This is a genomic window from Bacteroides sp. AF29-11 (assembly GCF_003602895.1).
Lineage (GTDB): Bacteria > Bacteroidota > Bacteroidia > Bacteroidales > Bacteroidaceae > Bacteroides > Bacteroides uniformis.
In genome coordinates, this window is the sequence record NZ_QTLY01000003.1 from 142,895 (window position 1) to 169,440 (window position 26,546).

General features: G+C 46.9%; 17 protein-coding genes and 1 pseudogene. 1 reads left to right on the top strand and 17 read right to left on the bottom strand.

Annotated elements, in window-relative coordinates:
- Window positions 1-125 precede the first annotated feature (125 nt).
- The 4 genes from hisC to DWZ03_RS06135 form a co-directional block, all read right to left on the bottom strand.
- Entirely contained in the window at window positions 126-1,166 is a 1,041-nt protein-coding gene (gene hisC, locus DWZ03_RS06120; RefSeq protein WP_044467623.1) for a histidinol-phosphate transaminase, read from the bottom strand.
- 45 nt (window positions 1,167-1,211) lie between these two features.
- Complete coding sequence (gene hisD, locus DWZ03_RS06125; RefSeq protein WP_044467624.1) at window positions 1,212-2,525, bottom strand: histidinol dehydrogenase; 1,314 nt, start codon at window positions 2,523-2,525, stop codon at window positions 1,212-1,214.
- Window positions 2,526-2,726: 201 nt separating this feature from the next.
- On the bottom strand, window positions 2,727-3,578 hold the full coding sequence (hisG, locus tag DWZ03_RS06130) for an ATP phosphoribosyltransferase (protein ID WP_044467625.1): 852 nt from the start codon (window positions 3,576-3,578) through the stop codon (window positions 2,727-2,729).
- Between the two features lie 353 nt (window positions 3,579-3,931).
- Window positions 3,932-4,423 carry a PaaI family thioesterase gene (locus DWZ03_RS06135; protein WP_005832726.1) on the bottom strand — a complete coding sequence of 164 codons (492 nt, stop codon included), beginning with the start codon at window positions 4,421-4,423 and terminating at the stop codon, window positions 3,932-3,934.
- A 160-nt stretch (window positions 4,424-4,583) separates the two neighbouring features.
- On the opposite strand from DWZ03_RS06135, the gene DWZ03_RS06140 reads away from it, so the two are divergent.
- The gene (locus DWZ03_RS06140) at window positions 4,584-5,687 is read left to right on the top strand and encodes a DUF4421 domain-containing protein (RefSeq protein ID WP_005832729.1); all 1,104 of its coding nucleotides are present in this window, start codon (window positions 4,584-4,586) and stop codon (window positions 5,685-5,687) included.
- 21 nt (window positions 5,688-5,708) lie between these two features.
- Here the strand turns inward: DWZ03_RS06140 and DWZ03_RS06145 are convergent, their stop codons facing one another.
- The 13 genes and pseudogenes from DWZ03_RS06145 to DWZ03_RS06200 all read right to left on the bottom strand — a co-directional run bounded on the left by DWZ03_RS06145 (window position 5,709) and on the right by DWZ03_RS06200 (window position 25,785).
- On the bottom strand, window positions 5,709-6,371 hold the full coding sequence (locus DWZ03_RS06145) for a DUF2490 domain-containing protein (protein WP_005832731.1): 663 nt from the start codon (window positions 6,369-6,371) through the stop codon (window positions 5,709-5,711).
- A gap of 258 nt (window positions 6,372-6,629) precedes the next feature.
- Complete coding sequence (locus DWZ03_RS06150; RefSeq protein ID WP_120129266.1) at window positions 6,630-8,702, bottom strand: family 20 glycosylhydrolase; 2,073 nt, start codon at window positions 8,700-8,702, stop codon at window positions 6,630-6,632.
- A 12-nt stretch (window positions 8,703-8,714) separates the two neighbouring features.
- The gene (locus tag DWZ03_RS06155) at window positions 8,715-10,445 is read right to left on the bottom strand and encodes a DUF4091 domain-containing protein (protein WP_120129484.1); all 1,731 of its coding nucleotides are present in this window, start codon (window positions 10,443-10,445) and stop codon (window positions 8,715-8,717) included.
- Window positions 10,446-10,450: 5 nt separating this feature from the next.
- Window positions 10,451-11,500, bottom strand: a complete 1,050-nt coding sequence (locus DWZ03_RS06160) for a hypothetical protein (RefSeq protein ID WP_057089556.1) — start codon at window positions 11,498-11,500, stop codon at window positions 10,451-10,453.
- Between the two features lie 25 nt (window positions 11,501-11,525).
- Window positions 11,526-12,986, bottom strand: coding sequence for a RagB/SusD family nutrient uptake outer membrane protein (locus DWZ03_RS06165; RefSeq protein ID WP_120129268.1), 1,461 nt, complete (start codon window positions 12,984-12,986; stop codon window positions 11,526-11,528).
- 33 nt (window positions 12,987-13,019) lie between these two features.
- Window positions 13,020-15,269, bottom strand: a pseudogene (locus DWZ03_RS06170) (SusC/RagA family TonB-linked outer membrane protein); the annotation flags it as partial.
- A gap of 18 nt (window positions 15,270-15,287) precedes the next feature.
- Entirely contained in the window at window positions 15,288-16,307 is a 1,020-nt protein-coding gene (locus DWZ03_RS20180; RefSeq protein WP_243634951.1) for a carboxypeptidase-like regulatory domain-containing protein, read from the bottom strand.
- Between the two features lie 86 nt (window positions 16,308-16,393).
- Window positions 16,394-17,308 carry a FecR family protein gene (locus DWZ03_RS06175; protein ID WP_005832745.1) on the bottom strand — a complete coding sequence of 305 codons (915 nt, stop codon included), beginning with the start codon at window positions 17,306-17,308 and terminating at the stop codon, window positions 16,394-16,396.
- 62 nt (window positions 17,309-17,370) lie between these two features.
- On the bottom strand, window positions 17,371-17,967 hold the full coding sequence (locus DWZ03_RS06180) for an RNA polymerase sigma-70 factor (RefSeq protein ID WP_034523224.1): 597 nt from the start codon (window positions 17,965-17,967) through the stop codon (window positions 17,371-17,373).
- Window positions 17,968-18,375: 408 nt separating this feature from the next.
- Window positions 18,376-19,728 (bottom strand): MFS transporter, encoded by a 1,353-nt coding sequence (locus DWZ03_RS06185; protein ID WP_005832748.1) that lies wholly within the window; start codon window positions 19,726-19,728, stop codon window positions 18,376-18,378.
- A 190-nt stretch (window positions 19,729-19,918) separates the two neighbouring features.
- Window positions 19,919-20,815, bottom strand: coding sequence for a glycerophosphodiester phosphodiesterase family protein (locus tag DWZ03_RS06190; protein WP_005832750.1), 897 nt, complete (start codon window positions 20,813-20,815; stop codon window positions 19,919-19,921).
- 23 nt (window positions 20,816-20,838) lie between these two features.
- Entirely contained in the window at window positions 20,839-22,209 is a 1,371-nt protein-coding gene (locus DWZ03_RS06195) for a RagB/SusD family nutrient uptake outer membrane protein (protein ID WP_120129271.1), read from the bottom strand.
- An 18-nt stretch (window positions 22,210-22,227) separates the two neighbouring features.
- Window positions 22,228-25,785 (bottom strand): TonB-dependent receptor, encoded by a 3,558-nt coding sequence (locus tag DWZ03_RS06200; protein ID WP_120129274.1) that lies wholly within the window; start codon window positions 25,783-25,785, stop codon window positions 22,228-22,230.
- Window positions 25,786-26,546 lie beyond the last annotated feature (761 nt).

The window sequence follows — 26,546 nt, forward strand, 5'->3', positions numbered from 1 at the left end:
GATATTTTTTTGAGGGAATAAAGGGAGTTATCGGGAGTTAGAAGGAGTTAGAGGCCGATAGTTCTTTGCATAAGCATTACTTGTATAAAACAGCAGTATCGGCCTCTAACTCCCTTTAACTCCTTCTACATATATTCCTTCAGCGCTTCAATCAATTTTTCATTCTCCCCTCTCGTTCCCACCGTCACTCGCAGGCAATTTCCGCAGAGTGACACGGAATTACGGTTGCGGACAATGATACCCTTGCCTACCAGATAATTGTAAATCTTCACGGCATCCGTCACACGAGCTAGGAAGAAATTGGCATGGGAAGGGAACATCTTCACCGTACATGGCAGTGCGGCGAACTCGGCTTCCAGATTCTCCCGTTCTTCTTTCAGTGTCTTTACCCAACGTTCTATTTCATAATAGCGGTGAAGCATTTCCACTGCCTGCTTCTGTGTCAGCAGGTTCACGTTATAGGGATATTTTATCTTACTGAGGATGCCGATAATATCCGGTGAGGCAAATGCCATACCCAGACGGATGGCAGCACATCCCCATGCTTTGGAAAAGGTTTGCAGTACAATGAGATTCGGATATTGATTCAAATTTTCAAGGAAGGAAGGTGCCTCGGAGAAGTCATTGTATGCCTCGTCCAGTATCACCAACCCATCAAACCGGCGAATCAGCGTTTCAATTTCGCTACGGAGCAGGTCATTGCCGGTAGGATTGTTGGGAGAGCAGATAAAAATCAGTTTGGTATGCTCATCCGCAGCAGCCAGAAGCTTGTCGGCAGAGAACTGGAAATCCTCATCGAGCAGCACTTTACGGTACTCCACATCATTAACGTCAGCACAGACTTGATACATGCCGTAGGTAGGGTCGATGGCCACTACATTGTCCACACGGGGTTCACAAAAAGCACGGAACACCAAATCGATAGCTTCATCACTGCCATTCCCTAAAAAGATGGAATCGGGACTCACCTTTTTAATTCTAGACAATTCTGTCTTTAGCTCCCGCTGCATGGGGTCGGGATAACGGTTGTGCGGCATGTTATAAGGATTCTCGTTTGCATCGAGAAAAACGGATGCCGCAGCACCATTATATTCATCACGTGCTGAAGAATAAGGCTTCAGACGCCAGATATTCGGACGGGTAAGTTCTTGTAATGTTTTCACCATGTTATTTATGATTTGACAATTTACGATTAAAATTACTTTAAGCCATCAGCTCTCAATTTTCAACTTTCCATTTCCATTTTCCAACTGCCCCAGTCTCACACTCACAGCATTCTTATGCGCATCCAGCTGTTCATTGGCAGCCATCAGCTCGATGGCAGGGCCGATGATATTTAATCCTTCCGGCTTTATCTCCTGAAAAGTTATCTTGCGGATAAAGCTGTCGAGGCTGACACCGCTGTATGCTTTAGCATAGCCGTTTGTCGGCAGGGTATGGTTTGTGCCCGAAGCATAATCTCCCGCACTCTCCGGAGTAAGAGAACCCAGGAATACGGAACCGGCATTCACGATACGTTCTGCCACGGAAAGATAATCCTCGGTTTCTATGATAAGATGTTCGGGAGCATACGCGTTGGTCAATTCAATGGCTTCTGCCATGCTGTCCACTACAATCAGTTTGCTATTGGCAAGAGACTTTTCGGCAATCTCTTTACGTGGCAGTAAGGCCAGTTGGCGTTCCACTTCCACCTTTACAGCTTGTTGCAATTCGACAGAGGTCGTAATTAATATAGCCTGACTGTCCACTCCGTGTTCTGCCTGGCTCAACAAGTCGGCGGCGACAAAAATCGGATTAGCTGTTTCGTCAGCCAAAACTTCTACTTCCGAAGGTCCTGCCGGCATATCTATCGCCACATCACGCAAGCTCACAAGCTGTTTGGCAGCCGTGACATACTGATTTCCCGGACCGAATATCTTGTAAACCTTAGGCACACTTTCCGTTCCGTATGCCATAGCGGCAATGGCTTGTATGCCGCCAGCTTTGAAAATCCGGTTGACACCTGCCACTTTTGCGGCAAACAGCACAGCGGGATGTACCTTTCCGTCACGTCCCGGAGGGGTGCAGAGAACAATCTCCTTGCATCCGGCAATCCTGGCGGGAACGGCCAGCATCAGTACCGTAGAAAACAGCGGAGCCGTTCCTCCGGGGATATACAATCCCACCTTTTCTATGGCAACCGCTTTCTGCCAGCAGGTCACCCCCGGCTGAGTCTGCACTTTCTTGCCCTCAAAGCGTTGTGCGGCGTGGAAAGTCTCGATGTTCTGCTTTGCCAGGCGAATAGCTGCTTTCAAGTCTTCACTCACCAGGTTTTCCGCTTCCTGCTGTTCCTCTTCCGACACTGCCAGCGAGGCCAACACCACTTTATCAAATTTTTCTTCATAATCCAGCACAGCACGGTCTCCCTCCTCCTTCACACGGTCAATAACACTCCGCACCGTATCAAACAGATTCTCCGTATTCATCACCGGACGTTTCAGAATCTCTTGCCACTGGGATTTATCGGGATTACTAATCAATATCATAATGACATGTTTTTAAAGATTTATGCATAAACCATGATATTATTGGAGGTGTGTCAAAACTCTCTGAAGACTTTCTATTAGGCGCTGATTACGCGGATTTCACGGATTCATTTTACCGATTCCGCGCTATTTCGCGTAATTCGTACCTAATGTCGTAACATAAAGAAAGCGTTTATATACTTTTGACACATCCTCGAGGCTTTAAATTATCATTTTCTCAATCGGCAGCACCAGAATGCCTTCTGCCCCCAGCGCTTTCAGCTTTCCGATAATCTCCCAGAAACACTTCTCGTCGAGCACCGTATGTACCGAGCACCAGCCTTCTTGTGCCAAAGGCATTACCGTGGGGCTCTTCATGCCCGGAAGTACAGAGACAATCTCATCCAGTTTCTCTTTCGGGGCATTCATCAGCACATATTTCTTATCTTCGGCTGTCTTCACGGCATCCATACGGAACAACAGCTCCCTCAATATCTCTTGCTTTTCCTCGCTCATGTTCTTGTTGCCAATCAGTAGCGCTTCGGACTTCATCACAACCTCCACTTCCTTCAAACGGTTGCTCACCAGCGTAGAACCGGAACTTACAATATCGAAAATAGCATCTGCCAGACCGATGCCCGGCGCCACTTCTACCGACCCCGTAATGACGTGTATCTCCGCATTCACCCCATTCTCTTTCAAAAAGCCGGAAAGGATACCCGGATAAGATGTCGCAATCTTCTTTCCGTGAAACCACTTCACCCCCGGATACTCAATATCCTTCGGCATGGCAAGAGACAGACGGCACTTGCTGAATCCCAGACGCTTGATTATCTCCGCATCCTCATTCTTCTCAACAAATTCATTCTCACCCACAATGCCTATATCAGCCACTCCAGTAGCCACAGACTGCGGAATGTCGTCATCCCTCAAAAACAACACTTCAAGAGGAAAGTTTGACGACTGCACCAACAACGAACGCTTCATGGCACTCAACTTAATATCCGATTCTCCCAAAAATGACATGGTCTCGTCATAAAGACGACCTTTAGCTTGTACTGCAATTCTTAACATAAGGCTATTTACTATTTACTATTTACTATTTTGAATGAGATGACAGAAAACAAAACGAGGCTTACCACTATTCGGCAAGCCTCGTCATTTATGTCATTTGTTGTACATATACACTCATACGCCCACCGAGTTATTCGTCAGGATGATGATGGTGATGATGTGCAACGATATTCTTCATATTTTTTTGTTTTAATGCGACAAAAGTAAACTAAAAGTTTGAAACTCCAAAAGATTTATCACAAAAAGTTTATTTCTTCTTTCAAATTCATCTTGCTTCACCACAGATTACACAGATTTGCACAGATTATTTTTATTCCAATCTATGCAAATCTGTGTAATCTGTGGTGAAACAATTAAATCAACGGCAATATTTCCTCCTGCTCTACTTCGCAGCTATGGAAATGCATTTCCGCTTCCGCCTTCTCCTTCGGAAAGGTAAAGTAGGTGCAAGTGGCTTCTGTGCAAAGTTCGCCCATGCTATTATACAGGCGTGCTTCTATGATAGCAATATTCCGCTTCTGCTCGCGAAGCGAAGCCCGCAGCACCACATGCGTGTCGTTGGTCGATATGGATTTGCGGAAGCGGGTTTCCATTTTCGATGTCACCCCGCCGGTCTGCAGCTTGCGGAACACGACCCAGCCGCAGATTTCGTCCAGCAATACGGACTGGATGCCTCCATGCAACGTATTCAGCCACCCTTGATACTCCGGACGCGGCTTCCAGATGCTCACCACCTCGTCACCGTCCTCATAAAACTCCATTCTCACACCGGCTTCATTGTCGGGAGAGCAACCGAAACAGTTGTAGCCCTCCATATCTTTCCACGGATTGATAATCTTCTTCATATCGTATTCTTCTTTATCTGGTTTTGATTCATAAAGTCTCTCAATAAGACGTTCAATATTAGTCATTCCGATTGAGAACTACAAATTATTGATGCCTTTTTCAGAGAAAAATTAGCGGGATACTGTTCAAAAACCGGTTATTTTATTTAGCTTTGTATAAATGAGAGAGAACAACAAGATGCAAAGAGGGGCCTTTTTCTGCTTATGGATATTATTTACATTCTCATTGTTTGCGCAAAACAAGGAGAACGGTTCTGTCGCATGCGACAGCATCGTATATAAAAATACCTTCAGAAAAGCATTGAAGAAATTCCTCAACTTCAGCGACTTCGACACTACCTATATCAGTCCCAACCGGTACAATTACGCCCTGATGCTCGACCATTTCACCAATTACGAATACTACTCCGTGAGCAATGACGGCCAGCGGCTCCGTTTCTCGCCCAATCCGCACAACAAGATAGGCGCCTACTTTGGATGGCGGTGGATATTCCTGGGATGGGCTGTCGACACGGACTGGCTCTACGGAAAGAAAAGCAAGAAAAAGCGCGGCACGGAGTTTGACCTCAGCCTTTACAGTTCCAAACTGGGAGTGGACATTTTCTACCGTAGCACCGGAAACGACTACAAGATACACAAGGTATCCGGCTTTTCCGACGAGATTCCCTCCAATTATTCCGAAGACTTCAACGGATTGAAAGTAAAGATGAAGGGATTGAATCTGTATTACATTTTCAACAACCGGCGTTTCTCCTATCCGGCCGCCTTCAGCCAGTCCACCAACCAGCGCCGCAATGCAGGTTCTTTCATTGCTGGATTCTCCGTATCCACCCACAATCTGGACTTCGACTATACCAAGCTGCCCCAAATCATTCAGGAAAACATGAATCCGGGCATGAAGGTGAAGCACATCAAATACACGAACATCAGCCTCAACGTCGGCTATGCCTACAATTGGGTGTTTGCCCGCAACTGTCTCGCCTGCCTGTCGTTCAATCCGGCGGTCGCCTACAAGACATCGCGCATAGAGAAGACCGAAGAACGGGAAGCGGACGACTGGTACAAGAACTTCAATATCGACTTCATCCTGCGTGCAGGCGTGGTATACAACAACAGCAAATACTTCGTGGGTACCTCATTCGTAGGCAGGACATACGACTACTACAAGAACAGTTTCTCCCTGAACAACGGGTTCGGCATCCTCCAAGTATACGCCGGATTCAACTTCTATCTGAAAAAGGAACACCGGAAAAGTAAGAAATAGGATAACCGGACTTCACCCCTCTCAGAAGCTGTAAGCACACTCCACCCCTACTATATTCTTCCGCTTATCCTGCTCCCACTGCCTGCAATAAAAGAGGTCCGCCTCCCAGCGCCCGGACAGAGGCAACGTGATTCCCCCGCGATAACGCATCCGTTTCACCCCGAAATGCTCGGTCCTGTTCAGACCATTATACATCTCGACCGAAGCATACGGCTCCAGCTTGCACTTCGGAATGTCATAGGCAAACTTCGCACGCGAACGCAAGCGGAACTCATCCCTATGCCCATCGAACGTATGCTGAAAGCGCTCACGCAAAGACAGTTTCACCCTTTGCACACGGGCAGACAGAGTGCCTTCCAAACGGTAGCGGTGCCGGAACTTCCAGCCATCCGCCCCCCGGTTGCGGTAATGCGTCTCATACCCGGCTCCAAGCTTCAGGAAAGGCAACAGCTTATAGCTTCCCCCCACCTTCAGCCCCCACCGGTCTGTCTTTCCCAAATCATCCTTTGTACGCCACTCCAGCCCACCGGAAACAGTAAATGCCGGCTTCAACTTATATTCGAAACCGACATTCGCCCAAGTGGCAAAATCCTTCTCCTGCGCCCGCAGGGAAAAAGACGAAACACCCAGCAACGAAATCAGCAAAACGAGTGCTTTCGTGCACGAAGATATATTACTTACCATAAGCCGTTTTTTGTTAAAGCGCCAAAGGTAAGGATAAATTCTGTAACAATTCTGTAATACTACAAATCTTGTCTGCACATTTCCGATACTTCAATAATACTTAAAAACAGAAACCGAGATATAAAGTTTCTCCGTTCATCCATACAAAAGTTCCGGGAATCAGCAAAGCGCATTTTCCCGGAACAACAATACCTATTGAAAACTTTCCGGTCTGTATCCGACAGAGCACGAGACTTAGTCTAAGGTTAATCAGTTTCTCTATTCATCCAAAGTCTTCATCCACGACTCTATTTTTTCCACCATCGGAAGTTCATAAAGATACAGCCAATCGCTGTTATTGGTCATTGCAGCAAGATGGCGGTGGTGATTCTGGTCGGCAATATACCCCTCGGGATTGCTCATGAAGCGGGTTTGCGAATATACAGATTCAAGCTCCGCACGCATCTCCTTAAAATAAGAACACACCTTTTTAATCTGCCTCAGACTTGCCGCACGCTCATCCTCTCCGTTCGCTTTATCATAGTTTTCCAAAGCCATCAATAACCGTACCGGATAGTTCAGCAAACGTCCGGTCTGCTCATAAATATCCAATGTATAACGATTGCGCAAAGCATGGGATTCTGCGTCCTGCAATCCTTTGGTTATTCTTTCATAGCGCGCGGCTTCAATACGGGCAGAATCCAATCTATTCTCGTACTTCCTGCTCCACTTTCCCGGCGCCCCGGCATCAGGCAGTTCTATCAAGGTAAAAGCCTCGGTCACTCCCCAAGCCGGATTCCTCGAACCGGAAACAACCAGCGCTCCGTCAAAGAAAAAGGCGGCTTTCTCCATCTCTGCCAGAAAATCCATCTGTTTCCGTTGCAAACCAAACTCACGCCGGGCATGCGCTGTGATGAAATCTTCTATCGTCCTCCCGCCGGGATGCCAGCCATACTCCCCTTGCGCTATGAAACCGCGCATAACAGTTTCCAGATGGGCCGAGCCGTCATCCCATGCCGTGGTCAAAATTCCCTCCAACTGATTTTCGGCAACCAAAGCGCAAAAATCCTTGATATACTGTACCCTGGAATTATTACGCGGTATAAACGGAGTTTCCCCGGTAGACGCGGAAGTAGCTCCCATCACCTTCAGACCTTTCTTATGATACCAATTAAGCAGCATCCGATGTGGCAGAATGGTAGGGTCTTCGTAATGCCAGCGCATGTAGATGCAGTTCTTGGGAAACATATCTATCGCTTTATCCAATTCCGCCGTATTCCAGTTCTTCATGACTTCATCGTCCGGCACATTGCGGTGCAGAAGCCACCACAGATTGGCATATTTCAACGGCATATCGTCCCAGAATATAGGAGTCCGCCCGTGTGCCACCGCAAAATCGCATACCTTTTTAAGCCACTCCATCTGCAACTGAAAAGCCGTTTTGCCGGTTGCCTTACAACGCTCATCAATGCCGATGGCCGATATTTCATCGCCGCCTATATGGAGGTATTTGCTTTGTGGCATCGCTTCCATAGCATCCCGATAGAGGTCGAACAGAACTTCGTATGTGCGGGGATTGGAAGGACAGAATTCCCAATCACTCTTTTCACTCTCGCGCAGCTCCCAGTGGTGCTTCAAGATGAAACTGGCGTGTCCCAACCCTTGCACCAGAGGGCTGATGTTGATGTTCCGTTCTTCGGCATAGCGGCAGATGGCTTGCATTTCCTGCTTGCCGATGGCGTTTGGCGCACCCACTTCGGGACGACGGGTATAGCGCAGCTTGTCCTCCAGCTCCCATATCACGGCATTCACTTTATACCTTGCCAGTTTGTCAATCATGCGATAATAGTATTCCGTCCGGTCCAGATGATGTTTTGTATCCAGATGTACGGCGCGATAGGCTATAGCCGGATAATCCGTAATTTTCATCGCCGGTATCTCCAATGAAAACTGATGGCTGTCTTCCATCAGCTGCTCCAAGGTCTGGCAACCATAAAACAGTCCGGCATGAGAACGGGCACGGATGGCAACCCCTTTGGAAGAGACTTCCAATACATACCCTTCGGGAGATGCGGGCACATCCTTTCCGGTCATTGAGAGTGTCACGCCTTTTACCCCTTTCACCGCATATCGCGGAAGCGCATCCAGCATATTTCTCAGAACCGGGATTTCTCCTTCCCCTTTCATGGTGACAAAAGAGAGTTCACCGGCACTTATGCCTTTCCCTTTCTGAATTTCCATCTGCTGCGGCAGAGGCAGTATCTGAAATCGTTTATCCAGACCGACAGCACTCATCCTTACTGACAATCCCAGCAAAAAGAGCAATACAAATATTTTTTCAAGTTTAATCATAATCATCCTTTTTTAATATTCAGCAGAAATCTTTTTCAACATACCTTGTGCTTCCGTCACTATTTCCCCTGCGAATCTTCCCGAAGTCAACGTAAACTTCTGCACAACGGGATTCATCAGATTGGTGGAGAGAATGCGCATTTTTTCATAATCCTGTATACCTTCGCGAAGCAATTCAAGACGAATGCTCGACAAGGGGACTGAAGACAAAGAGTTGTCACTGCGATAAATCAGGCTGAAATCCCCCGCCGTGTTATTTCCATCCCTCACATCCTGCGGGTCGGCCTTGGTCCAATAATCGTAAGCCCATCTCAAGAATCCGTTCAATCCTTTGGCTTTGGCATACCAAGCCACCCACACCATCTCTGCCGGATTGTTATCCAGACTTACATAGGCATTGGGGATGCTCTGCGCGCAACTGGTATAGAAAGTGGCAACAGCATTCGTCGATGTGCGGTCATATCCCAAAATGGTGCTGTAGTCATAAAAAGCACTCTCCACATCGGAGGAGACGGCACTACCGGCAAGTCCTATTTTCCAATCCGGATTGTGCTGCTTTATGAAAGATACCACCTGCCGCATTTCATCTTCCCTGATTTCGTCCATATAAAGAACAGTCTTTTCAAACCAACCCTTCGTTTTAAGATGACGCTCAAAGGAATCCAGAAACTCATTCCAAACAGTCCGGTATTCGTCACTCCCCACTGTCAGCTTCAACGTCCGGGCTTCGCCCGAAGCATCGGTATATCCGATGGAAGTGTTCCATCCCACCAGAGAAAAACAACTGATTTGTCTGCCAATCCCCCACGACATCATCTGAGCGACAAACTTGTCGAAACCGGTATAGTCGAAGCTCCATTTCCCATCAGCAGCCTCATGCCACTTAACCATGGTTTGACCTTTGTTGAAAGCGCCGTCCTTGATATAGGCAGTGATAACCTTTTGTCCGGCATCAGCCAGCAACTGATAGAATGGTTTCACCAGAGTGAAATACTCACTCGAAAAAGGAGTAACTTTTTGCCCATTATCAGCACACAAGCCGGACAGCTGGAAAGGGAACTGCCATAAATCCAAATGGAAAGCCCATTCGCTCACCGGAGGCAAGGCATGATTGACAACCAGCAACCTTACCGTGAACGTCAGTTGCACCTCACCACCCGATTTTACGGTGACCGTGCCTTCGTACTCTCCAGGCGCGGTACCCGCAGGAATGTCGGCAGTCAGCCAAAGTTTTACCGGTTCCGAAGCAGTCACTGTTCTGACTGCCTCTTCGGACAACTTATCCGCAATCTGTACCGAAGTATGCGTGCGGTATTCATTGCAAACAAGAGCCTTTTCATCTCCCAACACATAGGATGGAAAACGCAAATGCAGATTGGAAGAAGCAATACGGTTGCCGCCGGACAGCAGGTCACCGATTTCGTACGTCAAGTCATCATATCGTTTTGATTCCGTCCAAAGCACAATCTGCTTATGCACGCGCTCATTCTGCCATACGGTGTCTTTCCATACCGTAGTCACCAGCCTATCATCCTCCTGCCCGATAAATTTCTGTCCTTTAGCATATCTCACAAACTTACTTTCAAACGAGCCTTTCAAAGTCTCCGAAGGGGTAACGGGCGGCTCGGGATTGACCGGCAGTTCCGGTTTTTCAGTGTTTCCGGATGGCGCCTCGTCCGAACAAGCACTCGTTCCAAGGGAGAAAAAGAACAAAGAAGACAATAATAATGTAATTTTTTTCATAAGTGTCATCCGTTTTTCTTGATTGAATAGTCATAATACGGCGGCTGACTCAAATTCAGTGTAATCGTATAATTCCCAGCCGTCCCGATTTCTATGTCCGTACCCTCTTCCGACAGTTTGGAAAGTCCTTCGGACGCTCCATATACAATTATCGGGTCGCCATAACCGACAGCAATGGTGGTAAACTTCAGCGTTCCTGGCGACAAATCCGTATCCAGGCTCCAGAGACGCGTTTCCGAAGAATAGGTCATAGCCTTCAAGGAACTGATGGCAGAGCCTGTAACCGCCCATTGCGTGTGGAGCAGCGTCATCACCTGAGTCGCCGCATCGAAATTAATCTTCCATACGCCCGGAGAAGTAATTTCGGGGGTTCCGTTATTGGAAGTCCAGTTTCCCCAAGGACCATCGCAAGCAAAAACATTTCCACCGGCAGACTCTTTCTTCACCATCTCGAACGAGCAGCTTGAACCGTCGGCTCCACCGGAGAAGTCGTAGTAGGAAGACAAATCCGAAGCAACAAGACCGATATTATCCCAATTCGTTCCGGTCAAATCAATATATCCCTCAAACTTGGTATCATAGTTGATGGAAGCAATCTTTTGCGATTTGTCCGGATTGACATAATATCTTTCTCCTTCCGGTCCATAGTCTCCGGTTTTGACGAAGTACATAAACGGCGGTTCATTGTAGACCATCTCAACAAAATAGCTTCCGGTTTCCATGCCGCGTTTCAAGACAAGCTCCCATCTGTTGCCGGTAAAAGTCACCTCGTCACCTACGGCAACGTTAGCCTCAGCCGAGGCATCTGCAAGAACGATTGATTTCACAACGGCCTTTGTCGAAGCCTTTCTGACCTCAAGGGTCAATACATTATCCAGCGTCTTGTCTTCCTTCAACCTGGGCACCGCCACATAGTCCATACCCTCGACCGACAACACCAGAGAAGATACCGGAGACACTATCGTGGGATTGGCAGGCAGTTCTTCGCTGCTGCAAGACACTCCACCAACCAAGGTACTTAAAAGTACCCAAAACAAAAATATATTCTTTTTCATCTTGTTCGTTTTTTTAAGGTTATTGTCAATATCCAGGGTTCTGCTTTACTCCGGTCATAATCATTAACTGGTCATTCGGTTTCGGCAGCAGATAGTTATGGTCGTCTATCGTTGATTCCGGATACCAAGGAGACAATTTTTCTTTCAACAGATAACGGCGGCAGAGGTCGAACCAGCGGTTACATTCAAATGCCAGTTCCCAATTTCGCTCGTCAAGAACCGCATCATCAAACTGTTTCGCCGTCAAGCCGGAAAGTTCGGACAAGCCTACCCTTCTGCGAACTTCATTCAGTGCATCATAAGCCTTTTGCGAAGGGCTTCCTTCTGCAAGATTGGCAGCCTCGGCATATATAAGCAATACATCAGAATAACGCAACATGCAGTAAAAGCCATCCGCATTCTGCCCGCTCCCGATGGGCGCATTGTAGTATCCGCCACTTGCAGGACCGGCATCGCGCAGTTTCCCTACGTAGGGCTGAGCCGTGTTTGTCTGCTCCCACGGGGTTCCGTCTATCATGGTCAGATAAAAAGTACCTTTCACACGGCTGCCATCTCCTTTGGGAAACATATCAAAGAAGCGGCTGTCGCTTGTCCAGTCGGCCCACCCCCCTTCACCATTGGCATCGGGACGAGTGGCACGGAATTGATAACCGCCCGTCCTGCTGATGGAATTGCCATAAAGGGTGAAAATAAATTCGGAATTAGTCTGTCTGTTATCATACAGCCACAAGTCGAAGAAATGTCTCTCCAACGAATAAACTTTCTCATTGATGACTTCTCCAGCCTTATCACGTGCCAGCGCATAGCATGAAGTGTCGTTCAACGGGAAGCCTGCCATAGTGAGATATACCTTTGCCAGCAAGGACTTTGCCGTCCAGCTTGTGGGACGGGTACGGTCTTCCCGCTTCGAAGGCAGCGTCGTTTCCGCCGACTGCAAATCCACAACAATCTGTTTATAAATATCAGCTATGGCAGCCTGCGGTTCCACCGACGCATTCTTCTGATTGGCCTCCGTCAGTAAAGGAACCTCACCAAACCAGCGGACCAACTGGAAATAGCCGAAAGCACGGAGGAATTTGGCTTCGCCGTCAATGGGGCTCAACTCCTCTGCCGTGAGATTCGTATTCTGTGCAACCAGTTCTATCGTAGTATTACATGCACTGATGCTCGAATAACAATTGTTCCATAAAATATCCGTCACTTCTTCCGGATTGCCTACTGTGTTAATGTTAACCTGCTCGAATCCTTTCCATCTGACTACCGGGGTACATACATCTTCAGCACCGGCACACGCAACGTAGGGTGCATCTTCTCCATAGAGCTTGACAAGGGGGGTATAAGCTCCGGAAATATAACTGTTGAAATCGACAATTGTCTTAAAGAACTTGTCAGATGTGGGCTGTCCGGTCAAATCTTCCGATAAATCGGCACATCCGCAACAGATGCTAACGGTCATCAATCCCACTACCATTCTTTTTATATTCATCTTTATTTTCATAATATATCCTTAATTTATCAGTTAAAATGTAATATCCAAACCCACCAAGAAGCTCTTTGCCGAGGGATAGATGCCGCGGTCTACCCCGGCAGCCGTAGCGTCGGTTCCCATACTGGCCTCGGGGTCATATCCGGTATAGTTCGTTATCGTCCAAAGGTTGTTGGCACTTACATAAATGCGGGCAGCATTGAATCCAATCTTCGACAACAGTTGCCGGGGCAGACGATAGCCCAAAGTGATATTCTTCAACCGCAGATAAGCACCTTTTTCAACCCAACGGGAAGAGTTGACATATTCTGTCCCCGAAAATGACGGGATGTCCGTTTCGTTCTCCTGTGTCCAATGCTCTTTTATAACCGGATTGGTAGGAAAAGCATCCGAAGAATAGACTTCACGGCGCACACGGTTCTGATTATAAACATCATTACCCGCTACTCCCTGCCAGAAGATGTTCAAGTCGAAATCGTAAATGGTAAATGTATTGTTGAAGCCAAAGCTCCATGTGGGTTGCGCATTGCCTATGATACCGATGTCTTCTTTATCTATTTTTCCATCCCTGTTGAGATCTGCATATTTGGCATCTCCCGGCTTAGCACCATACAAGGCTGCCGTAGTCGCTTCATTCTGTTTCCACACTCCGGCAAAGGTGTAGCCCAGGAATGTACCCATCGGCTGTCCTACCATCTGCACGTAAGAGCCTACCAATCCGGGAAAGTCGGCATTGCTGGTGTAAATCATCATATCGGAAAGGCCATCCAGTTCCAGAATTTTGTTCTTATTATAGTTCACCGTATAGTTTATATCCCATTTGAAGTTTTTTGTCGATACGGGAATACCACCGAATGTCAAGTCAAAACCCCGATTGGATACCGCGCCTACATTTGTCAGGATAGATTCTACTCCCAATGCCGTGGGCACCTTCTGCCACATCAACAAATCGGTTGTCTTCTTCTTGTAATACTCGGCAGAAAAACTCAGCCTGCCGCCCCACCAACGGCTGTCGATACCTACATTCAGCTCATTCGTACGTTCCCACTTCAGGTTTTCATTACTCAACTGGGAAATGGCAAGGGTAGGATTGTTGTTGGCATCCAAGCCGGGAGTAAACTTCAACTGGGAGGCAAACGACGGAACAGCCGCATTGCCCACCGTTCCGTAGCTGGCCCTTAACTTGAATTCGGGGACAACATGACGGAATCTCTCCATAAAAGCCTCTTCCATCAAATTCCATCCTACGGAAAAGGCTGTGAAACCGTCGTATTTATGTCCTTCGGCCAATTGGCTGGCACCGTCGTAACGAACGGAAGCCGACAACATATACCGCTTCTGATAACTGTAATTGACGCGTCCCATGAATGACTGCATGGTTGTTTTGGAAGTTTCTGCCCAAGGCTGCTGCAAGATAGAACCAAACTGTATTCCATTGTATCCCAATCCCACGGGGATGCCTTTGGCTGATGCTGTCGTGCCATCATAGCTATCTTTCAGCACTTCGTAAACACCGGTTGCCTGCACATTGTGCTTACCGAAAGATTTGTCGAAAGTAAGGATTGAGGTACTTTGCAATGCAATATAATTAGACTGCGTTTTGCTTCCGCTTACTTCCGTAGTCGGACCGTTGTTCACTACCTGATTGTCGAAATAGCCTGAAGTCCGGCTATTGGTCTTGTATGAAAACAAGGTCGAAAATTTCAGGAAATCCCAAAACTTATATTCACCCGTGACAGCAACATTAAACACGGAAGCAGAGTTATCATTTACAAACTCCTTGGCATATCCTACCGGATTGAACGAAGTAGGCCCTACACCGCCCGGCTGCGTATAGCCGCCTTCGCTTTCGGAATCATAAACCTTCTTGGTGGGCGACCATTGCAATGCCGAACTTATAGCTTGTTCATATTCACCTTTCTGTGATTTGTTATAGGAAGCAAAGGTGTTCAGTATAAAGCTCAAACGCTTGTTGGCTTGTATCTTAAAATTTGAGCGGAAAGTATATTCCCTGAAATCCGTATTCAAGACAACCCCTTGCTTGTCAACATATCCCCCCGCCAGAAAATAAGATATACCTTCCTTTCCACCGCTCACACTGACATTATGCGTATGGGATATGGCTTCTTTGAATATTTCATTCTGCCAATTGGTTCCTTCTCCTAAAGCGGCAATTTCATCCTGCATAAAAATCGGATTCTGCCCGTTTTCAATTCTCGCTTCATTCAGCAAAGTTGCATAGTCTGTCGCATTCAGAGAAGGTAACTTCTTCCTTACCTGGTCAAATGAAACAAATCCATTCTAAGAGATGCGTGCTTTGCCGGTTGTACCGTTCTTGGTTGTTACAAGAATGACGCCATTGGCACCTTTAGAACCGTATACAGACAAGGCCGCTGCATCTTTCAGAACCTCTATGGATTGAATCTGGTTAGGATTCAAGCTACCGATGTTTCCATCTTGTACACCATCGATAATCACCAAAGGGTCGTTGCCGTAGGTCAGAGAGTTTGAGCCGCGAATACGGATAGAGACAGCTCCAGCAGGGTCACCACTGGTGTTTTGTACTACAACACCCGATACGCGTCCCTGAAGAGCCTGCGCCGTACTTGTATTGGGAGCAGAGAGCAATTCTTCTGATTTCACGGAAGATACGGAACCGGTTATATCGCTCTTCTTCTGTACTCCATAGCCTACAACCACAACTTCATCAAGCATTTCCGTATCCTCTTTCAAAGTCACTCTTGCCAGCGATTTATCCGTTACCTTAATATCTACGGTCTTATATCCGACATAGGAAATTGAAATCATGGCATCTCCAGGCACATCCATGAGAGAATATGTACCATCCATATCGGTAATTCCTCCATTGGACGTTCCTTTCACCATGACAGTAGCGCCGATAATGGGTTCACCATTGACATCTACAACAATTCCGGTTATTTTCTTTGCAGATGAAGCGTTTTGCGTGGGTTTGCGAATAAGAGCAATTACATTTCCTTCCTCTTGCTTGTACGAAAGAGCCGTTTTTGCCAGAAGCTGCTGCATAGTCTGGTCAATCGTTACATCCTGCACATTCAACGATACTTTCCGGTCCAAATCCGGCAGGCTCTCATTGTAAAAGAACTTATAGGCACTCACCTGCTCTATCTGCTTCAGGGCAGACCTCAACGGCTGCTCCTTGAAGCTGATTGTGATTTGGGAATAAGCACTAAAGGAAATACTTAGAAACAATGCCAGACAGACAGTCCGCACTGCGTTCCGATTACCACTTCTCCCGACAAAGGAGCGGAAGAGTCTTAAAAAGGCTAACTTGTGTTTCATACATCAAAACTTTTATAGGTTTGATAAGTATACAGCCACCCCTATGTCTTCGTCCAAGCCGCCTTGCGATTTTAACTCCCGTTAACCTATTTGCTTTTTATTACGATGACAGAGCCGTCCATTTCATACGTAAAATCGGCAGTAAGCATCAGCATGTTCAAAGCACTCCGGATGCCATTGCCGGGGATGGTTCCGGTGAAACGTTCGTTCAAAAGCTTATCCGACTCAAAGCGTATCTCTACATTATAAATGCGCGAAAGAGTGTTCATGATATTCTTCAACGATTCTTTGTCGAAATACAGATTTCCCTTTATCCACTCAATGTAATCTTCGGAATTCACTTTTGTGGTAGTCAGCTTTTGGGTAAGCTTATTGTATTCCAGCTTGTCGCCGGGAATCATGGTGTGCGACATTCCTTGGGCGTACACCCCTACTTTACCTTCTTGCAACACAACAACGATGTCCTCGTCGTCTTCGTAAGCCGAAACATTGAAAGACGTGCCATGCACTTTCACTTCCAGGTTGCCGGCTTGCACTATGAACGTACGGCTTTCATCATGAGCAACCTTAAAGAATGCCTCTCCATTGAGTTGCACACACCGATTCTTTTTACCAAAATCATTGAGGTAGCTCAATTGGGACGCTGAATTCAGAACAACGTTCGTTCCATCCGGCAACTCAATCCTTGCCTTGTCGCCCTTACCAGCTTTCACAACGAGAGGCATTCCGGGTGCTTGAGACATGTCTATCAGGTAATAAGTGAAGAAAGCGAGGCAAACGGGCAGACAAATCATGGCAGCCCATCTCAGAATATTCATACGGACAACCCGCGCAGACCGTGACTTGCCAACCGTCTCTTCCTTGATACGGACAAACATCTTGTTGCGCAATGCAACATCAATCTCTGCATCCGATTTGACAAACTCTCCCTCCCACCAGTCTTGCAGGTGGCGATCGTTCTTCATCCAATCCATTAGTTTTCTATACTGTGCCTTATCCATCTTTTTGTTATTTAAAAGTATACACTTTCATCCCGCTTATTATCCAAAAGCCCTTGTCACATTTACACTTCATTAACAAAGAATACAAATAAAAGGGCAAGAACAGCGTCGTAATTCTGCATTAACTGCGTGCGCATGAATTTTACGGCAAGAGACAACTGCGTGGCAACCGTGCTCTCGGATATTCCCAATTGTTCTGCTATCTCCTTATTGGTGTAATGCTGCCTTTTGCTCAGGATGAATATCTTTTTGCGTTGTTCGGGAAGCTTGTCTGCCAATGAGTCTATGTACTCATGCAGAAAGTGCAGGTCGATGCCTTCTTCCGTCCGGAAATCACGGTCTACGCCGCTTTTCATCAGATACTCGTTATAGACAAACTCTACAGTCTGCCTTTGGTACATATTCATCAGCAGATTCTTGGCAATGGTGCAGAGGAAAGATATGAATGATGATTCCGGGTCTACTGTTCCGCGTACCTCCCATATACGGATAAAGGTGGACTGCACCACTTCTTCAGCCATATACCGGTTGCCCGCGGAAATACGCATGATGAAGTTATACAGCTTACCGCTATATCTGTGATAGAGCTTCTCGAATGCCTGGAAAGAGCCTGCACCCAATTCGGCCAATAAGCGTTTTTCATCTGTAGAATCGACCATATCCTTAGATTTTTGCAACAAAAGCATATCCTTTACGGACATAAAGAGATGGCAATATTATCAATATTTTCGCAAATAAAGGCAGATAAAAGGAAATATTATGTGAAAAAAGAATTCAAAGTGATTTTGGTGCGGCAGGAACTTCATACTTTTTGAGTGTTTTTAAATGAAAGACAACTCCACATTCTGAAAATCAAAAGGATGTTTGTTTTCCAAAACACATTTGTTATCTAAGTTTGCCCTAAATACACAAACTATGAGAATTATAGCCAGGAGCATTTGGGAAGTACAGCAAATCAAATCCCATAAAAGAGGCATCGCTATGATGCCTCGAATTTTAGTTGCAAACTCCCCTTATTCTATTCATTTGCCGATGTAAGGATAGAATTAAGCTGCTTTGGCAATGTGCTATGCTTCTTCTTCATTCCGCGCATTCCACACAAACAAAGCCAGCAATGTAGATAGCAATGCCGCCCCTATCCAGAACCAGTTGATGTAGGTAAAGTCGTACACCTCCACGCCATCCACCAACTGCTTGTTCCCTTCTATCAGCACGCCGCTCATTACGTCTTGCAATCCTGCACCTATATAGCTGGCTATACCTACAACGCCCAATGCTGCGCCCGAAGCATTGCGCGGAGCAATATCTACAGCCATCAGCCCTCCGAGAAAGCAAATCAGCACACCGATGCCAAGGCCGAAAAGTATCATGGCCAAAGCGTCCACCCAGAAATGAACACCGGGAACCAGCAGGAACAAGCAGAGTGCAACCACATTCATCAGTCCGAAGATAAGGGCGGGCACATTACGGCGGCCGCCGAACAGTTTGTCCGAAATGACACCGGAAAACATCGTACCCACAATGCCACAGACCGAACTGATGGAAATGATGAAACTGGCATCCAGTGTAGAATAGCCCTTCTGCGCTTCCAGATAGAATACGCCCCAACTGTTCACCGCATAACGGCTGATATACATAAAAGCACTACTGAGTGCCAATATCCAGATGGCAGGATTGCGAAGTACGGCTTTCTGCGCACGGCTGAATTCCTCGCTTTCCAACACACTCATTTTTTTCTTCGCCTTAGGCATATTGACAATGGGCAACCCTTTGCTTTGCGGTGTATCGTGGAAGAAACGCCAGGCAATCAATGCACCTGCCAGCCCCACAAGTCCTGCTCCAAAGAAACCATACCGCCAGCCGAAAGCACTGACAATGGAGGCAATGATGATAAATGTCATCGCCTCGCCGATGTTGTGGCTCGCACTCCAGAAGCCGTAGAAAGAACCGCGCTGTTTGTCGGTGAACCAGCGTGACAAGCCTACCACGCAAGAAGCGGCCCCCATCGACTGGAACCAGCCACTGATGCCCCAAAGGATGGCAAACAAGATGAATGAATGGACAAAGCCGAGACAAAGGTTCACCAATGCCGTGACCAAGAGTCCGGTAGTCATGAAACGGTTGATGTTGCTGCGGTCGGCCAGGAAACCGTTTGTAAACTTACCTATGGCATAAGTGAAGAAAAGTACGGAACCGATAATACCCAGTTCTGTTTCGGAGAAAATACCTTCCTCCACTATCGGTTTCTTCACTACATTCAAGCTGAGACGGCATACATAATACATGCCGTAGCCAAGCGTTGCCGCAAGAAAAGTAGACCATTGCAGCCGCTTCAAGCGCCGTTGACAGGCGGACACAGAAAGGTCGGTACAAGGTTTATCGGAAGAAACCTTGTAGAAATTTATAAGATGTTTCAACATTGTATTTTGTTATTGGATTTAAGTTTCGCAAGCTCAATCGCAACCATCCGGCGGATGTATAGCGAGGAAAGGAGATATTCCGTCGCTACACTCCGCTGAATGACAGAGATTACTGAATATAAATTTGTATTATGCCAGAGCCTTTGCAACCAAGCTTGCGGAACTCGAACGGATAGTGAACCAAATTGCTTTATTCGTGCATTTTTTTCGTTCTCAGATACTCCAGCAAATAAGCCGGACGGTCAGTCTGTAGGATGCGGCATCCCAATGTGTCAATCAAATAGCCATAGCCCTCATCGGGGTTTTGCAAAGACATGTCATCGTCGTGTCCGCCTGCCATCGTATCCCACAAAGTGTTGTACCAGATAAGGGAGCGGTCGGCTAAAGTCGTTGCCAGCTTCTTGGGAAGCGGGTTGGAGTCCTTTACATACAGCAGTTCAAAAGCTACGGGAGACATCTCCTTGACAAACGTCTCTATCTGTTCCTCGGCCCCCGGCTTGTCGAGGTCGACAATGGGCATATAGATTACGTCATTCAGATAATCGCCGAATTGTTTCTTGACTTCGGCTGCTGTTTTGCGCCCTTTCATTATAATCTGCTTGGTGGTTCCGGTCTTCTTCATCAGCTCATAAATCTGGTCGAAATAGAGGTCGGCCTGGTCCAGATTTATCATTATCTTGCCTTTGGCATGCAGCAAGGCCTCTTCCAAAGTAGGAACTTTGTGGATGGTACGTATGTTGCAGCCGTTTTTCAACTTCAACCCACGTATGTAGTCGAGAGTGGCTTCCGAAACCAGCCCCTTGCCGGTGGTTGTGCGGTCCAGTGCCCGGTCGTGCATCAGTATCAGTTCACCATCCTTTGTCTTCTTTACATCCAGTTCCACAATATCCACACCCATTCTAACGGCATTGTCTATTGCCTCTAAAGAGTTTTCCGGAAAATTGCGCCAGTCGCCGCGATGGGCTACCACAATTACTGAACTCTGGTCGCGATTCATCAGTTTTTCACGAATCTGCGTCACTCGGTCTTGAGCCGAAAGCTGCAATACTGCCAAAACAGCAAACAGCAATAAATATATCTTTTTCATCATTTCATGGATTATAAATTCAATCATTCCAATGCATAGCCTTCGTTCTGCCAACCGGCTTTGTCATTGACATTCTCTATTTCGGTTTGAGGAACCGGATAGAGCTGCCGGTAAGCATCAATACCGGGAAATATGGTAGCCATTTGTCCGGTGCGAACAATGTCGAACCAACGGTCGCACTCCAGAGCAAGCTCCAAACGGCGTTCCTTATATACTGCCTGGCGGAAGAGTGTTTTTGTGGACAGTTCGGCCAATGTTTTCCCTTCAAGACCTGCATTTGTGCGTACGGCATTCAGAGCATCCAAAGCATCTTGTGTCGGAACAGCGGCAAGCTCATTGGCAGCTTCGGCATACATCAGCATCACTTCGGCACAACGCATTACCGGAAAGTCGGCACTGGTCTCATTGTTCGTTGCCGGAGCATTGAACTTGCCCGGACGCTGTCCGCTGCCCGTAGGTTCTACCAGGGCCTTACGGTTATCCTTGTCGCTTTCAAACTCCGCTTGCTCCAATGAGATGATATTGCCATTGTCATTGTTACGATAGCGGTTGTTCTGATGTACCGACTCGCCTACTCCACCTTTCAGATATTGAACGGCAAAAATAATGTCCTTGCTCGTCTTCAAGTCGTTGGGAAAAGTTTGCGGCATGGGCACCAGCATCAAGTCTTTTCCGGCATGAATGGCTGCTACCACCGGAGCAAGTTCATTGACCACTTCCTGATAGTTCTTCCTATATAAATAAACCTTTGCCAGCAATGCATGCGCCGCATACGAAGTGGCACGGCCTCTTTCCGATTCGGGCCAAACCGCGGGTAAACCTTTGGCTACAGCCAAGTCGCTGATTATCTGCCCATAGACTTCATCAATGGGAGCACGCTTGTTGTTACGCGCTTCGGCCACGGTCTGCGTTTTTGTAATGATGGGCACCTCGCCCCACAAGCGAACCAGGTTAAAGTAACAAAGAGCACGTATAAACGAAGCTTGTCCGGCAATGCGAGAGCGCTGTTCGTCGGACATCGGCACTTCTTCCACATTCTGCAACACCAGGTTGCAACGATAAATAGTCTTGTACAACGAAAGCCATGCCCCCGACAAGTTGGAGTTTGCCGGAGTTTCCGTGAAAACTTCTATCTGATAAGTGATGCCGCCACTGGCACCGGAATTGTCATTCTTCACATTGTCACCACGTACTTCCATCAAAGTCATGAACTTCGCTCCATACTGGTCGCTGGATTGCAACTCATCATAGATACCTATAACGGCTCCTTCCAAACCCTTCACATCCTTATAAAAGGTTTCCTCCGTAGGAAAATCAATAGGTTTCAAGTCTATAAAATCACTACAACTTGAAAGAACCATTGCTATAAGAACAAACATTATTACTTTTTTCATATTACTGTCTTTTTAAGATTAAAACGTAAGATTAACACCTATCGAAGTGGTTCTTGCCAACGGGTATACACCATAGTCTTCGCCATTGGTAGTAGCGGCACTGCGATTTGAAACTTCCGGATTATAGCCTTCATAGTTGGTAAAGGTAAACGGATTTTGGATGGAACAGTATACGCGCGCCGACTTCAGATACACCTTTTTGAGCCAGTTTTCGGGCAAGGTATATCCCAACGAAATATTCTTGATGCGCAGGTAAGACCCGTCTTCCACGTGCCATGTAGAGGTGGTGCCGTTCTGCCCCTTACTGACGCGGTTGGCACGTACATTCATTCCACTACCAGGATTGTCTTCCGACTTCCAGCGGTTCAAAGCTCCTTTGTAGTTATTCATATTCCCTTCGTGGTTATAGAAATACCGGCGAGACAAGTTCAGGATTTCATTGCCCTGCACACCTTGAAACACAATGCCGAAGTCAATGCCTTTCCAAGCCAGTGTAGCACCGAAGCCATAAGTAAAGTCGGGCATATAGTTGCCCACGATGGCGCGGTCGGTATCCGAAATATCAAGTATCCCGTCTCCATTGACGTCCTTGAACTTGAAGTCGCCCGGCTTCGTGTCGGCCAGTCCGTAGTTGGTGGGAGAATCCTTGTAGTGCAAAGCTGCATCCACTTCGGCCTGATTCTTATAGACACCTTCTACCACTGGAAGATAATAGCTTCCGATGGCCTCACCCACGCGGGTTATGAAATAGGCATTGCTCACCGAACCGGAAGAAATAATATCGGCATTGCCCGGTCCAAGTTCTTTCACTTCGTTGATGTTCTTCGAGATATTGAAGTAAACACTCCAGTTGAAATCGCCCATCTTCTGATTGGTGGCGATATTGAATTCCACACCTTTGTTGTTCACCTTGCCGATGTTCTCGAGGCGAGTGTTGTAACCGGTTGTCATGGGTACGGGGACATTGAGCAACAAGTCATACGTGTTACTGTTATATAAATCCAGCCCCAAAGTCAAACGGTTACTGAACAGCGACGCATCGAAACCTACATTCACCTGCGCTGTCTTTTCCCAATGCAGTTCGGGATTGGGCATGCTCTTGGGGGCCGTACCCTTTATTACTTCGGCATTGCTTCCGCCCAACACATAACTATAATAGGCAACTTCGCCTTGTGCACCATAGTTGGGAATACGGAAGTTACCCGTCAGACCGTAGCTGGCGCGAAGTTTCAAGTCGTCGATGAAAGTCAGCGACTTCATAAATTGCTCTTCCGTCAGACGCCATCCGGCAGATACCGACGGAAACCATCCCCAACGGTTCTGTTTGCCAAAACGGGAAGCACCGTCGGCACGGATTGCTCCTGTAAGCATGTACTTGCCTTTATAGTTATACTGAATTCTGGCAAGTCCTGAAAGCAAGGCCCATTCGGAAGCATGCGAATTGCCGCGGGTAACGGTACCTGCATTGAGAGTGGGCACGCTGTTCGTAATGAATCCGTTGGCAAAAGCATAAGTACTTTCGTCTCGTTGGTATTGCATGGTCCAGCCTACCAGTGCAGAAAGAGAATGCCCGTGGATTTCCTTATTATAGCTCATCGTTTGCTCAAACAGCCAGTTGTACATCTTGGCAGTCTTCGCCGTTGCTTCGGGCACCGACTCCGGATTTCCCTCCGTATTGGAAATGGGGATAGTGGACGGACGGAACGTATCTTGCGAGCTACTGTAAATATCCACACCGAAATTGGCCCGATACTTCAATTCGGGCATAAAAGCCACTTCTCCGTAAATATTGCCAAAAACACGGGATGCCTTCGTTTCGTCCTTCTGCAACATGGCTAATGCTACGGGATTCCATACTTGCGTCTGGCTGTTACCTTTCTTTATGGAACCGTTTTCGAGTACTGTCTGTGTATTGGGACTCCAGGCATTCTGAGAGAAGCAAAATGAACCGTCGGGATTATAAACCGGAAATATAGGAGCACTGTGCAGCGCCGAAGCAATGATACCGCCACCGCCCGAATTGTAAGCGCCGTCAGAATTAACCGCATTCTCTATCGTTACAGACGGATTGAGCGAAAGGCCGAACTTGAAAATACCTTCGGTTACATCGAGGTTGAAGCGCGAGCTGTAGCGCGTAAAGTCACTGTTGATAATGACACCTTCTTGTGACAAATAATCTACAGACGCATAATATCTTATCTTCGGGCTGCCGCCTGAGACAGAAACCGAATGGCTCTGCATGCCTGCCGTACGGAAGATTTCGTCCTGCCAGTCCGTGTCTACCAGTCCTTTTTCACCTCTCAGGTATGGCAAGATTTCAACGGGAACAATTGTATTATAATCATTGCTTGTATTTTGCAGACGGATGGCATTGCTGTCCGAGATGTCAAAAGACAAAGGATTCTTATTCTGCGCTATGAGCTTACGGTTGATGGACTCCATCTTGTCGGTATACGTATTGTTGCGTGCATCGTTCACCAAATCGGCATACTCGTAGGCATTCAGCATGTCTATCTTCTTTGAAACCGTCTGCCAGCCATAGTATCCGTTATAGGAAACTGTAGCACGCCCTTCCTGCCCTCTCTTGGTAGTAATCAGTACCACACCGTTCGAACCACGCGAACCGTAGATGGCAGCCGAAGAAGCATCTTTCAGCACCTCGATGGACTCTACATCGTTCATATTGAACGTATTCAGCTGCTCCTGGGCAAGAGGCACACCGTCCACAACATAGAGCGGAGAGGTTCCTGCCGTAATAGTGCCCGTTCCGCGTACCTTAATCTGCAAGGAAGAGCCCGGAGCACCCGTCGACTGAGACACCTGCACACCCGGCATCTTGCCCACCATCGCCTCGGCCATGGAAGTAACCGGTTGGCCTTTCATATCACTGGCACGAAGGCTGGCAATGGCAGTAGTCACGTCGCGCTTCTTCTGCACACCATATCCCACAACCACTACTTCGTCCAGCAACTCGTTGTCTTCCATCAAGACGATTCTGTCCAGGCCTTTGCCGCCCGCTTTTATCTCTACCGTCTGATAGCCGATATATGAAAAGGCGAGCATCGCATTCCCGGGTACATCGGCCAGGCTATAATTTCCGTCAAGATCGGTAATCACTCCATTGGCAGTGCCCTTTACCAATACATTGGCACCGATAATCGGCTCCCCGTTTGGGTCTACCACTTTTCCGTTGATTGTCTTTGTCCTCACTTTCTCAATAAGCTCTCCACTTTTCTGATTGCCTACGGATATTGTATTGTTGTCCCTATTGAAATATAATTTTGCTTGCGAGGTAATCTGCTCCAAGACCTCTTGCAAAGAAGCGTTGGAAACATGGATGGAGATGCGTGGAGCTGCATTGACTATTTCTTGGTCATAGAAGAATTTCAAACCAGTCTGCACGCCCAGTTGGTTGAACACATTCTCTACCGTTTCATTCTGAACATTCAGTGTAATGCTTCTTGTCTCTTGTGCCCGCACGTATGGGGCTGTAAACAACAAGCATACGAACAGTAAAAAAGCTAAAAATGAATCTACATTTCTACATTTCCTTTCAGTATTAGGAAGATTATTCATAAATTTGTGCGTTTTAGTAATTGAAATAAATTATTAAAAACAAAGATGTGTAATGCGCGATACGTTATTCACACGGGTCGAAACGAATGAATATCCGTCCGGATTACCGGAATAGGGGCTTCTCTTAGAGACAGCTCCTATTTTTTTGTGTAGCTCAAGTTGGTGGTTTCATACTTAATTTTATTAATGATAAAGGTTAACACTCTGGCGATTCGCTTATATATAGTACACAGTCGCCCGAAGAAGCAGGGGTCTCATTAAGATATTTTCACTATTTATGCGAAGCAGTGATTGAATTATATTCATATTTGATAAGAAAGGAACCTAAGTGATTAGCAGTACTATCTCAATTGAGGGTGTGTCGAAATAGAGACTTAGAACACAAATTACGCAAATTATACAAATCATGCTTTTTAATGACTACTGATAATCAGGGATTATCCGAGTCGCTTATTTGCGTAATTTGTGTAATTCGTGTTCCCTTATCACTTCTGACACACCTTCTACCCGTAGGGGGAGGTGGTAGGTAAAACAATAAACACCTATGAATCATAAGAATAAGGTTTTCTTTCCTCACCTACCACCCCGCCCTTTGGGCACCCCTCCTTCTTGAAGGAGGGGAATTGAGATAGTACTTTTAACTCATAAGCGTTTCTGAAACAGTTCATAACTGATAAGAAAGAAATAATCCGTGCTTGAGTAACAAGAGTTTCTTCAACTTGCCCTCACCACCCTCACCGTTTTCCTGAACCTCCCTGTTC